Consider the following 12,394-nt stretch of genomic DNA (forward strand, 5'->3'; position numbering starts at 1 on the left):
AGTACTTTACAAATAATAGGTTATATAAAATTTGCAATGGTATAGATCAGCAGTCCTACCAGGCCACCAACAATAGTCCCGTTGATGCGGATAAACTGAAGATCCTTCCCGACTTCAAGCTCCAGTTTTCTGCTGAGTTCGCGGCCTTCCCAATTGCCTACCGTAGTGCTGATAAGATTGCCAAACGTTTTGGTATTCTTCAAGATATATTTGTAAGCAGTCACGCGCACCCAATGGTCGATACGGTACTGGAAAGCATCATCATTCTGCATATTATGAACAAAGTCCCCAAGGCTTCTTTTGATATAGCCCTTCAGATTTGAGTTGTTGTCCGTAAACTCTTTAATCAGCGAAGCCTTAAGCGTTTGCCATACATCAGCAGCATATTTTTGAAGTTTATCTGTTTTCAGAAACTCAGCTTTAATTTGATCAAACTCGGTTTCCCATTTGCTGTCAGTCTTTAATTCATCAGCGAACGCAAGTATTTTGTTGGTTATCTCAGCTCTCAACGGGTGATTGGGATTTTCTTCCACTTCCAAGAAATACTGGCTGAGGCCTTCAGTAATTTTTTCTGCAATCTTGTGATCAACAGACTTGGGGATAAAGAAGAAACTCTCTTTTTCTACCCTATCAGACACCAGTTTCTCGTTTGCCAGGATATAATTTTTAATTTGGGAACTGAGATTAGTAATAATATCCTGATGGTCATTCCTGTTAAGCAGGTAAGTGATACCATTGGCAATAACCCCATTGATGTTTATTGATCCCGCCATGTCTTTGGCTTTGTCAGCAATAAAAATTTCAACACTTTTGTCATCCAACTTTATTAAAATATCTTTCAGGATTGACGACAGTTCATTAATCAATATCATTTGATTTCTCTCCTTAGACAGCCAATCGCTCAAATAAACCGAAACTTTTAGGTTCTGGATGTAAGGCCTTATATTTTGCGGTGACAGGAAGTTATCTACTACAAAATTACCCAGGTTATCACCTATTTTATCCTTCGAGTTTTGGATAAGATTGGTATGTGGGATTTTGATTCCCAAAGGATAATTAAAAAGCGCCGTTACTGCAAACCAGTCTGCCAGTGCCCCCACCATCGCAGCTTCTGAAAAAGCCCTAATATAGCCTATCCAATGAGATTGATGATCTTTTTGCAAAACCGTCATAGTTATAAAGATAGCCGCCATTAATATAAAAAGACCTGTCGCAAGTGTTTTATAATTATGCAGCTGTTTTTTTTTCAGTTCATCATTCATGATCAAAAAATTAGAAAATCATTACAAACAAATTTATTGATAATTGATTAAATTAGGTTTATTTTTACACAAAGGTTCTGCCATGCTGAAAAAGACATTTAATATCGTTTTATTAATCATCGCTGCAATAATTTTGGTTATCTACATGACCGGCTACAACTATCTTTTCACAGCGTTGCGCCTAACATACCTGCGGGGTAAAAACAGTTCTAGCATAGACGATGGCAAATATTTCCCGGCTAATCTTATCCTGAAAGGCAATCCAAAACCCTGGCCATTAGCCTCTGATTACAATAAGAAATCTTTGCCTGCCAAACTGGAAAAACATCTGCAGGAGACAGAAACTGTTTCTTTTGTAGCCATACAACATGGCCAAATAATTCAGGAACGCTATTGGGATAATTATAGCCGCAATACAGCCAGCAATTCTTTTTCTATGGCTAAGACGATTACCGTGCTGCTTTTGGGAAAAGCAATCGACGATGGGAGAATCTCCAGTGCAGACGCCCATTTCTCTGACTTTTACCCCGAATTTTCCTGTAAAAAACACGCACAAAACCTCACCTTGCGAGATTTAGCTTCTATGCAGGCTGGCCTTGACTGGAAAGAAGATTATAAAAACCCTTTTCTGCCTAATGCCAAAGCTTATTATGGCTCTGCGCTTGCTGATGTGGTTTTTAGCACAAATTTTAAAGAAAATCCAGGGCAACATTTCGAATATCAAAGTGGTGCCACTCAACTGTTGGGTTTTGCCATTGGTAAAAGCCTTGGCGAACCGCTCTCCTCCTATGCTTCTGCAAAACTATGGAAACCATTGGGGATGGAACATAATGCAAAATGGACAACCGATGACCTTTCTGTAGAAAAAAGCTTCTGCTGCATCGAGTCCAATGCCAGAGACTGGGCAAAGATTGGCCTCTTATTAATTAATGATGGAAAATTTGACGGCGTTCCCCTAATCAGTCCGTCTTTTGTGAATCAGATGACTACACCAGCTGAACATTCCGGCGGTGCTTATGGAATGGGCCTGTGGATCAACAATGACACCCGGGTTAAACATTATTACCTAAGAGGACTCTACGGCCAATATGTAATTGTAGTCCCGCAATATGACCTGATTATTGTAAGAATGGGCAACCGGGACAATCCGGCGAAAGATGAAAAAAACCGCCCGCGGGAAGTAGAATTTTATATTAATGAAATATTGAAAATTGCAGACACCAATCAATCTGCGTCATAATCCAATAATGCAAAAACACTTAAAAGTGTGCTATTTTTTAATTTCTGTTCAGACTCCTTGGTGTATTGCGCCTCGTTATTAGCTGGAACATAAATTTCGTAGAAATTTTTATTTCTCAAGACAAACAACGTAGAACCTATGATCAGGGTTAAGATATCTTCTGACTTGGGTGCGTTATGGAAAACTCCGGCAATAATACCTCTTTTAATAATCTCATCCAGCCTGGCAACGCAGGTTTGGTAAAACTCCAGCAGATCGTCCTTTACGTTGTCCAGCGTTCTCATCTCCTGCGTTACAAAACCATGAAAGTAACTGTACTTGAATAAAAGCGAAATGATATAATTGATAATCTCCTTCATCTGCATCTCAGGCTTGCCTTCTTTGATGGTCTGCGCAAATTCAGAAAAACTTTCTTTTGTACGCTGCACACGGTACTTGTAGAGGTAAGACATCATTTTCTCTTTGGAGCCAAAGTAATAAGAAATCATAGCCACGTTGATATTGGCTTTGGTACAGATATCCCTTACAGAAGTCCCGTCATAGCCTTTTTTGGCAATAAGCTCTTCTGCAACATCCAGAATTTTTGTTTGTTTTTCCGTAAATTTTTTCTTCATCTCTGTTCAAAAGATTTCATGTAAAATTAAAACTAATTTTCTACAACTACAACACGTTTCGCTACCTAAAAAGTTGCATTTTTTCTTTCTGTTTATCCTCTTATAATAACTTATCAGCGCTTTTATTATACTTAGATTTACCAAAATTGATTACTTTTATCCTATGGATTTTCTGGATTTTCATCATCATTCAAAATCAAAAATTGGTATCTACAATCTCAATTACAGAGAAAAAGAGCCCGGGATACCATTCTCTGCCGGCCTGCATCCAAAAGATATTTCTGACAACTGGGAATCTGATTTTGCACTGATAAAAGAGCTCTCGCTTTCCCCTAGGTGCATTGCAATAGGCGAATGTGGTCTCGACGGATTAATTGATGTAAAAGAACAACTCCAGCAGAAGATATTACAACAGCACCTCGCCTGGGCAGAAGAGATCAAAAAACCAGTCATCATCCACTGTGTCCGCCGTTATTCCCAGCTTTTACACTACAAACACGCCAAGATCCCCAAGATTTTACACGGCTACAACAAAAAACCTGAAATTGCCAGTACACTTTTGGCAGCAGGCTTTTACCTTAGTTTTGGAAAAGCAGCCTTAGAACATGTATCTTTGCAAAAATTGATAGAAGGATTTCCCATTGATAAAATGTTTCTTGAGACCGATGATGCAGATTTCGAGATTGCTGAACTTTACGAAAAAATAGCGATCATCAAAGAAATCAGCCTGGATGATTTGAAAAATCAGATGTGGGAAAACCTAGAAAGCGTGACAAATTATGGATAAATTTTGGTTAGAGCGTACCGAGCTGCTGATAAAACACGAAGGAATAGAAAAACTCAAAAATGCTAAAGTGCTTGTCATCGGATTAGGAGGCGTAGGATCTTTTGCAGCAGAGTTTTTAGCAAGAGCCGGTATTGGGCACATGATTATTGCAGATGGCGACACGGTTGACATCACCAATATTAACAGGCAATTACCTGCCCTGCACTCTACAATAGGACAGCATAAGGTAGAACTGGTAGGAGACAGGCTAATGGACATCAACCCGGAACTTCAGCTCGTCAAAATCAACGAATTCCTAGAACCGGAACGCATGGAGGAATTGATAAAATCAGAACAATTTGATTATGTTCTGGATTGTATTGATTCTCTTACACCAAAATTAGCATTGATAAAAACCTGCAGAAGGCATAAAATTAAGCTTGTGTCATCTATGGGTGCCGGCGGCAAGACAGACCCAAGCAAAGTAATGGTGCGCGACATCAGCAAAACCAGAGACTGCCTCCTCGCAAGGCAGGTAAGGAAACGCCTTAAGAAAGAAAAAATCAACAAGGGATTCCGTTGTGTTTTCTCTACCGAAGTTCAGGATGAGACCAGCCTCAAAATGACAGACGGCACTAATTTTAAACGCTCCTTCTATGGCACAATCAGTTTTATTCCGGCCATATTTGGGTTGTATGCGGCCGCGGAAGTTATCAATTATCTAACCGGAAGAAAATAATACCTTTGAAATCAAACAGTTATCCATCCATAGAAAAACTGAAAAGAAAATCAGATATTGATCTTTTGTTTAAAAAAGGCAAATGGATTTCTGTAGATCAGATCAGGATTATTTATATCAATTCCACAGAAATCGATTCTCACAAAATCGGTGTATCGGTTTCCAAAAAATATTTTAAAAAAGCGGTTGAAAGAAACCGCATCAAGCGCCTCTTGCGGGAATCTTACAGACTGAATAAATGTCTTTACAAAGAAGCCTTTGGTGATCAGTCTTTGGCTATGCTTTTTTGGGTTTCCAAAGAATTGCCAGAACATCTCTCTACGGTCGAGAGTCAGTTTCTAAAACTTTGTTCAAAAAAAAATCCCTCGTCTTCGGTTAATTTGTAATTTTAGTAATTAAAACATTACAAATGGGCGACATTCTACCTTATATCATCAGTGCATGCATCGGTATTGGATTGGCTGCCGCATCCGGATTCCGTGTATTTTTGCCCTTCTTTTTTGTGAGCCTTGCATCTTATCTGGGTTGGATCCCTGTCTCTGATAATTTTGAATGGTTATCAGGCTTGCCGGCCCTTATTACGACAGGTGTTGCCACCGTAATAGAAATCCTTGCTTATTACATCCCATTTGTGGATAATATTCTGGACACCATAGCGGTACCTTTGGCTACCATTGCCGGATCTGTACTTTTCGCCAGCCAGTTTATAGAGCTAGGGACATTCTCACAATGGTCATTAGCACTCATCGCCGGTGGCGGGACTGCTGCAACTATTGCGTCCGGCTTTGCTGGCACCAGGGCCGCATCATCGGCAACAACAGCAGGCATCGGAAATAACGTTGTAGCCACCACAGAAACCGCCGGGGCTGGGGTTATGTCTGCTCTGTCTCTTTTCTTGCCTGTGATTGCATTTCTATTAGCAATCGTTCTTCTAATTGCTGTTATTATTTTTGGAAGGAAAATCTGGCGAAAAATGACGGCAAAAAGAGTATAAAACTAAAATTTTATAAAAAAAGAGAACCATCGTAGTTCTCTTAATTCATTATTAGTCTTTTAGTCTTGCAATAACATCAAGACCACCTTTGGTCTTATCTCCTATCTTGCAAAGGATCTCTGTATCCAGCGGCAGAAAAACATCCATCCTGGAACCAAACTTAATAAATCCAAACTCATGTCCAGCTTTGGCCTTATCCTCAATATTACAGTAGAAAACAATACGTCTGGCGACATAACCGGCAATCTGGCGAAATACAACCTGATGATTGGTTAAACTCTTTACTGCAACAGTTGTTCTCTCGTTTTCGGTGGAGGATTTCTCGTGCCACGCTACAAGATATTTCCCTGGATGGTATTTTTTATAGATGACATCACCACTTACCGGGTAACGGCAGATATGCACATTGAGCGGTGACATAAAAATGGAAATCTGAATGCATTTTCCCTTAATAAACTCATCTTCCACAACTTCTTTTATCATAACCACTTTCCCGTCTACGGGCGCGATAACATTCTCTGTATGATCCAGAATAGCTCTTTTGGGAACCCTGAAAAACCAGAAGATCAATCCCAGCATTACCAGCAAAGGCAAAAGGATGATGAGTGACCAAATTTTTAAATAATAAATTGAAATCGCAGCTATAAATGCCACAAACAGGATGGCAACCACCAATGTCCCTTTCGATTCTTTATGAAGTTTCATAATATGCTGTCTAAAATAATTTTTCTAAAATAAAATAAAGGTAAATAACTGGCGCACAGATAATAAAACTATCCAGCCTGTCTAATACACCACCATGTCCGGGGATAATATTCCCGCTGTCCTTTACTGCAAAACTACGCTTTAACTGACTTTCCACCAAATCGCCCAAAGGCGCAAATATAGAGATCAGAAGACCTACAATCATCCAGTTGCCGCGGAGTTCAGGGAAATATTTCTCAACAAAAAATCCCAGCAACAATGTTAAAACAACACCGCCAGCAAAACCTTCCCATGTTTTTTTAGGAGAAATCTTGGGAGCCATCTTGTGTTTTCCAAAAAATTTACCGGTAAGATAGGCAAAGGTATCGCTACTCCATATCAAAACAAAAAGCATAAAAACTTCTAAGGTAAAGGGTTTATCCGGATTCAGAGTACTGAATTTTGGCAAGCCCAAAGCAAAACCAAAAGGCAAGGCAAGATAAACTACAGTGAAAATCAGCTTTCCGTTTTCAAAATAGAGTTCCCTAGGATATTTAAAAAGAGTAACGACAGCAATAGGAATAAGGGCTAATGCCATCATTTCGCTAAAATTAATATCTAAAAAAAAGCCATGGTAAAAAAACCGCTTACTGAATCTATAATAAACAATTGCAGCTATGGGAAAAACCAGCCATTTGTAGAAGCTGTTGTCAAACTTCATTACACGGATGCACTCGTAGAGCCCAACGGCAAGCAAAAAAGTTATCAATCCGTAAAACAGGTACTGCTGTTTAACTTCCGGCAGGAAACTGCTGAAGATTTTTTCGCCTAATGGCGTTGTACATAGTGTAATAATCAGGACATAAACGAGTCCCGACAAAGAACGCTGAATGAAATTTTTATCCAAAACCGAATTTTAATCTTCCAGCAAAAGTAAGAAAAGTTTGGTATTATCCTTATTTGGCGTATCCAATTTGGACTGGCTACCACTAATTGATGTCAGATTTTTAAGATTTCCGGCTCGTTTTACCTTCATCATAGCCTCATTAAGGTTGCTGGCAATCTGAGAAACATTGGCCATTATAATAATTTTGGAAGGCAGCCGGGATGAGTGATAGTGCAAAATATTATTGTGAGAAAGCATAATCCTGCCATCAAAAGCGATAAGATACTCACACGTAATAAAAGCAGCATCGTTGTTTTCTGTCAATTGTTCAGAATATGGTGTTTTTATTACATCCAAGAAATTCTTAAGATCCGGATCATAACAAAAGACGTCGCTTATATGTTCTATCTTGATAATCTGGTTAAGGGTCTGCAAAGCCTCAGACTCGTCGGCGCAATAATTAAAAAAACCGCCGGAATGCGTAAAAAGCTGCGCAAATTTATAATCAAGATCAGCATCCCGAAGTTGATCGGCCAGTTTTGTTACATCCGGCTGCTCTTCTTCTGGCTGATTCATTATTTTATTTACGATTCTTTTAAACAGACTCAATTCCTGTGATTTTTAATTAATTATTACAAATGTAAAGAATTATTATAATACTCTAAAAACCAAAACTTTATTTTAATAAAAAAATCCTAAGTTATTTAGGATTTTTTTATTAATTATTTTGGCCTTTTACGGTTTAACTTTCTGGATTTAAGACATTTCCCGCTTCTGCAGGATCATCTACACTGGAGACTGGTTGCTCGGTAAGTTCCGGGTCCCAGGCACGTTTTCCAAAGATTTCTTCCAGATCTTCGCGGAAGATTACTTCTTTCTCCAACAGTTTTTGGGCGAGAGCATCCAATTTATCTCTGTTTTCTGTCAGGATAGTTACTGCTCTGTGGTATTGATTCTCTACCAATTTTGAAATCTCTTCGTCAATCAACTTAGCTGTCTCCTCAGAATAGGGCTTACCAAAACTATATTCTGACTGGCCAGAGCTGTCATAGTAAGAGATATTACCAACCTTATCATTAAGACCATAAATGGTTACCATGGCCTGCGCCTGTTTGGTAACACGCTCCAGATCAGAAAGTGCACCTGTGGAAATATTCCCAAAAGTCACTTGTTCTGCAGCTCGGCCACCTAATGTAGCGCAAATCTCATCCAACATCTGTTCTGTAGTTGTTAACTGTCTCTCCTCCGGGAGATACCATGCAGCACCCAAAGAACGCCCACGAGGGACAATGGTTACCTTAAGAAGTGGCGCAGCATGTTCTACAAGCCAGGAGATCGTAGCATGACCAGCTTCGTGAAAAGCGACACGTCTCTTCTCCGAAGGTTTTATGGCTTTATTTTTTTTCTCAAGACCACCGATGATCCTGTCTACTGCATCCAGAAAATCCTGCTTGTTGACAGCTTCATGGGCATTTCTGGCTGCAATCAGGGCTGCCTCGTTACACACATTGGCAATATCTGCCCCACTGAATCCCGGCGTTTGCTTAGCCAAAAATTCCCGGTCTATAGTATCGTCCAGTTTTATTTTTTTCAAATGGACATCAAAAATCTGTTTTCTCTCATGCAGTTCCGGAAGATCTACATAGATAGATCTGTCAAAACGGCCGGCTCTCATTAATGCTTTATCAAGGATATCAGCACGGTTGGTTGCGGCCATTACGATAACATTAGTATCTGTCCCAAAACCGTCCATCTCTGTCAGCAACTGGTTAAGTGTATTTTCGCGCTCATCATTACCACCTGTGAAGTTTCCTTTTCCTCTGGCTCTACCTATGGCATCAATCTCATCTATAAAAATAATTGCAGGTGATTTTGCCTTTGCCTGAGCAAAAAGATCTCTAACTCTGGATGCTCCAACACCCACAAACATCTCCACAAAATCAGAACCAGACAGTGAGAAGAACGGGACTTTTGCTTCACCTGCCACAGCTTTTGCAAGCAATGTTTTACCTGTTCCCGGAGGACCCACTAGAAGAACACCTTTTGGAATCTTGCCACCTAATTTGGTATATTTTTCAGAGTTCTTAAGGAAATCTACGACTTCCTGAACTTCTTCTTTTGCACCTTCTAATCCGGCAACATCTTTAAAAGTAACCTGGATCTTATCCTTCTCATCAAACAATTTTGCTCTTGATTTTCCTATGCTGAAAATCTGACCGCCAGGACCGCCTGCGCCACCGCCCATTTTTCTGAAAAGGACAAAATAGAATAACGCCATAATCCCAATCCAGAATAATGCTGTAAAAAGAAGATCTGAGAAAAAGCCCTGACTTTTCCCGAATTCCATTCTTGCCTGTTTCGGAAGCTTGGAATTGATCTGATCAAATTTTTCCTGGAAATACCTAAGGTCACCATAAGTCAGCACAAAATCCGGGCTGGGCTTAATGTTAATCATAGATAACGGATCGTTACTTTTTTCTTTACTGCCCAATTGGGCTTTGGCTTCTTTGGTAAGGTAAACATCCGCTTTGAAGTTGTCTCTGTAGACCATTACTTCGCTTACTTTACCTTGCTGTACCAGGCCGTAAAACTCTTTTTCATCTATATTTTTTACCATAGAATCTCCCAGCAGACCCGGAAGAAATATGAGTAAAACAACTCCCAATAAAACAGGGATAAACCAATTGAATCCTTTATTATTCATTCTTACATTTTAAAATAATTATGATGCAGAATACGCATCTTTTAGCTTTCTACTGTTGTGATTTTGGCGTCGCCCCAGAGTTCCTCTATATCATAATAGTCACGGATCTGTTTCTGGAAAACGTGCACAACCACTGAGACATAATCTACCAAAACCCACATGGCGTTTTCGGTACCTTCTACGTGCCAAGGTCTCTCTTTGAGATCATTTCTCACTTTTTTCTCAATATTCCCGGCGATGGCAGAAACCTGCGTATTGGAGTTTCCGCTGCAGATAATAAATGTTTCTGCAACCGAGTTCTCTATGCCTGAAAGATCAAAAATCTGGATGTCTTCTCCTTTTGTATCTTGAATCGATTCTACGATTTTGTCGATTAATAATTGTTTTTCTGTACTTTTACTCATTCAAAAAAATTGTGTAATTGCAAATTTATTGATTTTTATCTATTTATCTTTGTTTAGTGCCTCATAATCTCATAAAGTTTTCATAAATGAACCGTTTACTCTATCTCGAAAATTGTGTTTCCACTCAAGACGAAATCATAAACCTCATTAATGAAGACGAAACAACCGCCGTTTTTACCTTTAATCAAACCAAAGGCCGCGGCCAATATGGAAATGAATGGCGCATGTTGACTCATCAAAACCTAGCCTATTCTGTTGCTGTTAAAACTAGTAATTTCAATATTTCACATACGTCTCTCAATTATTATACCGCGGTAATTATTAGGGATTTTCTTGCCAATATGGCCCATGCAGACGTTAAAATTAAATGGCCTAATGATATTATCATCAATGGGAAAAAGGTCTGTGGTTTTATCATCGAAAAGCAAAAAGTTAAAGATACAGACTATCTCATCATAGGTATTGGGATCAATATTTTGCAGACAGATTTTTCTCAATTACCTAAGGCTGGCTCGGTTTTTTCCACCACGGGTAAAAGTTATGATCTGGTGGAGTTTACAGAAAAATTCCACAATTATCTGAGTACCGAAATTTCTAAAACACCATCAGAAGATATTATCCTGACGCGTTACAACAGTTTACTATTCAGAAAAGACGAGATTGCTGTTTTTTCAAAAGACAATATCAGACAAAATGGCATTATTTTAAATGCAGATGCCGAAGGTTTCTTATGGATTGATCTTGAAAAGGATGGTGTGAAAAAATTCTTCCACAAAGAAATAGAAATGCTGTACTAATCAACAGCGAATTGCATGCAGCCCGGCCTGAGTGGAGCTCTTTTTCTTTTTTAGCAAAAAAAGAAAAAAGCGGGAACGGAGGACGGAATTGCTGCCATAAAAATTGAAAATGATAATTCTATGGATTCAAAATCATCCCAAAGCCATATCAATCTTAGAAAAAAAAGTAATAAATTACTCGTTGGCGCGCTTGATATAGAGGTATGCAGCAACCGGCGCAAAAACGATGTTTGGCAGCCACATAGCCAATAATGGCGGCAATGTTTTGTTCTCGGACACGACATTAAGAACCTGAAAAGAAAAAACAAACAGAAAGGCCAGTGCAATACCCAACGCCAAGTTCAGCCCAAGCCCGCCGCGCTTTTTCTGAGAAGAGAGCGATAAACCCAAAAATGTAAGGATAATGATGGAAACAGGCATAGATGTCCTTTGGTACAGCTCGTTATAAAAAGAAGTAACATTGCTGTTGCCTTTCATTTTTTCCCGTTTTATCATTTCAATCAGTTCCGGAGTTGTTTTGTTCTGCGCAACCAAAACATCCGGAAAGAGCTCCGATGGCGGCATCTTAAAATCCTGTATTTTAGACGCTCCATTTGCCAGCAGCTCAGTATCATCTTTTCTCAGAGTTCTCTCGAAGAAATTATTTACTATAAAGTGCTTTTTCTTCGGCTCCCACTGGATATCCATAGCTGTGATCTGATAGATCAGTTTTTTGTTTTTATCAAACCTCTGATACATATACCCTGAGCCGCGGTTTTCTTTTTTGTTGTAACTGTTAACAAAGATATATTCGCTGGGGTTGAGATTAGAAGCAATCGTCATATTACCGAGCAATTTCTCTTTGTTAATAGAATTGTAGGTGTACGGCTCCAGAATATTCTTTTTTATATTGGACCAAGGCAACAAGAAATGGTTAAGCGCCAATGTACACACCGCAATCAGCAAAGATGTAATAAGATAAGGCCTCGCAAACCGGTGAAAACTGGCACCACTGCTGATAACAGCAACAATCTCGGTATTGTTGGCCATCCTGGACGTGAAGAAAATAACGGTTATAAAAACCAGAATCGACATAAAGGTCAGAATCAAATTCAAAATCCAGAACGGATAAAAATTCAGCAAAAAATAACCTACGGTAAAACCGTTGCTTTCTATCCTGGGTGTTTTGGACTGCACATCCACCACCAGAACAATAATAGACAACAACGCCAACATAAAAATGAGGGTTCCCAAATATTTTTTGATCACGTAGAGGTCTATGATTTTCATCGTTCGCTAATTGCTGATTGAAATTAATTGATAAA

General features: G+C 39.2%; 14 protein-coding genes. 6 read left to right on the top strand and 8 right to left on the bottom strand.

Translation table 11 applies throughout. The annotated features are described in order from the left end of the window. Nucleotides 1-20: 20 nt before the first annotated feature. Entirely contained in the window at nucleotides 21-1,262 is a 1,242-nt protein-coding gene (locus B0B05_RS00640) for a DUF445 domain-containing protein (RefSeq protein ID WP_076781459.1), read from the bottom strand. Nucleotides 1,263-1,344: 82 nt separating this feature from the next. Between B0B05_RS00640 and B0B05_RS00645 the strand changes: the two genes are divergently transcribed. Then, nucleotides 1,345-2,502 carry a serine hydrolase domain-containing protein gene (locus tag B0B05_RS00645; protein WP_076781461.1) on the top strand — a complete coding sequence of 386 codons (1,158 nt, stop codon included), beginning with the start codon at nucleotides 1,345-1,347 and terminating at the stop codon, nucleotides 2,500-2,502. Here the strand turns inward: B0B05_RS00645 and B0B05_RS00650 are convergent. Further along, nucleotides 2,487-3,116 carry a TetR/AcrR family transcriptional regulator gene (locus tag B0B05_RS00650; RefSeq protein WP_076781463.1) on the bottom strand — a complete coding sequence of 210 codons (630 nt, stop codon included), beginning with the start codon at nucleotides 3,114-3,116 and terminating at the stop codon, nucleotides 2,487-2,489. The two genes, B0B05_RS00645 and B0B05_RS00650, sit on opposite strands and share 16 nt — an antisense overlap. A gap of 163 nt (nucleotides 3,117-3,279) precedes the next feature. Between B0B05_RS00650 and B0B05_RS00655 the strand changes: the two genes are divergently transcribed. Genes B0B05_RS00655 through B0B05_RS00670 form a run of 4 tightly spaced genes read left to right on the top strand, consistent with a single transcriptional unit; the run spans nucleotide 3,280 to nucleotide 5,615 of the window. Further along, nucleotides 3,280-3,903: a TatD family hydrolase gene (locus tag B0B05_RS00655; protein WP_076781465.1), complete on the top strand. Its 624-nt coding sequence runs from the start codon at nucleotides 3,280-3,282 to the stop codon at nucleotides 3,901-3,903. Next, nucleotides 3,896-4,621 carry a tRNA threonylcarbamoyladenosine dehydratase gene (locus tag B0B05_RS00660; RefSeq protein WP_076781467.1) on the top strand — a complete coding sequence of 242 codons (726 nt, stop codon included), beginning with the start codon at nucleotides 3,896-3,898 and terminating at the stop codon, nucleotides 4,619-4,621. Before B0B05_RS00655 ends, B0B05_RS00660 begins: the two co-directional genes overlap by 8 nt. Nucleotides 4,622-4,626: 5 nt before the next feature. Beyond that, entirely contained in the window at nucleotides 4,627-5,007 is a 381-nt protein-coding gene (gene rnpA, locus B0B05_RS00665) for a ribonuclease P protein component (RefSeq protein WP_076781469.1), read from the top strand. Nucleotides 5,008-5,030: 23 nt separating this feature from the next. Further along, nucleotides 5,031-5,615, top strand: a complete 585-nt coding sequence (locus B0B05_RS00670; RefSeq protein WP_076781470.1) for a DUF4126 domain-containing protein — start codon at nucleotides 5,031-5,033, stop codon at nucleotides 5,613-5,615. Nucleotides 5,616-5,666: 51 nt separating this feature from the next. On the opposite strand, the gene B0B05_RS00675 is transcribed toward B0B05_RS00670, so the two are convergent. From B0B05_RS00675 to rsfS, 5 genes are all read right to left on the bottom strand, one after another. Next, nucleotides 5,667-6,320 carry a phosphatidylserine decarboxylase family protein gene (locus tag B0B05_RS00675; protein WP_076781471.1) on the bottom strand — a complete coding sequence of 218 codons (654 nt, stop codon included), beginning with the start codon at nucleotides 6,318-6,320 and terminating at the stop codon, nucleotides 5,667-5,669. A gap of 10 nt (nucleotides 6,321-6,330) precedes the next feature. Further along, nucleotides 6,331-7,206: a phosphatidate cytidylyltransferase gene (locus B0B05_RS00680; RefSeq protein ID WP_076781473.1), complete on the bottom strand. Its 876-nt coding sequence runs from the start codon at nucleotides 7,204-7,206 to the stop codon at nucleotides 6,331-6,333. 9 nt (nucleotides 7,207-7,215) lie between these two features. Continuing rightward, a complete protein-coding gene (locus B0B05_RS00685) occupies nucleotides 7,216-7,794 on the bottom strand; it encodes an LUD domain-containing protein (RefSeq protein WP_076781475.1) in 579 nt (192 codons plus the stop codon). 133 nt (nucleotides 7,795-7,927) lie between these two features. After that, nucleotides 7,928-9,889, bottom strand: a complete 1,962-nt coding sequence (gene ftsH, locus B0B05_RS00690) for an ATP-dependent zinc metalloprotease FtsH (RefSeq protein WP_076781476.1) — start codon at nucleotides 9,887-9,889, stop codon at nucleotides 7,928-7,930. Nucleotides 9,890-9,930: 41 nt separating this feature from the next. Further along, nucleotides 9,931-10,293, bottom strand: a complete 363-nt coding sequence (gene rsfS, locus B0B05_RS00695) for a ribosome silencing factor (RefSeq protein WP_076781479.1) — start codon at nucleotides 10,291-10,293, stop codon at nucleotides 9,931-9,933. Nucleotides 10,294-10,379: 86 nt separating this feature from the next. Here rsfS and B0B05_RS00700 point away from each other — a divergent pair, with 86 nt between their 5' ends. Continuing rightward, nucleotides 10,380-11,090: a biotin--[acetyl-CoA-carboxylase] ligase gene (locus B0B05_RS00700; RefSeq protein WP_076781481.1), complete on the top strand. Its 711-nt coding sequence runs from the start codon at nucleotides 10,380-10,382 to the stop codon at nucleotides 11,088-11,090. 174 nt (nucleotides 11,091-11,264) lie between these two features. Here B0B05_RS00700 and B0B05_RS00705 read toward each other — a convergent pair whose 3' ends face one another. Beyond that, complete coding sequence (locus B0B05_RS00705) at nucleotides 11,265-12,359, bottom strand: LptF/LptG family permease (protein ID WP_076781483.1); 1,095 nt, start codon at nucleotides 12,357-12,359, stop codon at nucleotides 11,265-11,267. Nucleotides 12,360-12,394: the final 35 nt, after the last annotated feature.

This window comes from Epilithonimonas bovis DSM 19482, from assembly GCF_900108115.1.
Lineage (GTDB): Bacteria > Bacteroidota > Bacteroidia > Flavobacteriales > Weeksellaceae > Epilithonimonas > Epilithonimonas bovis.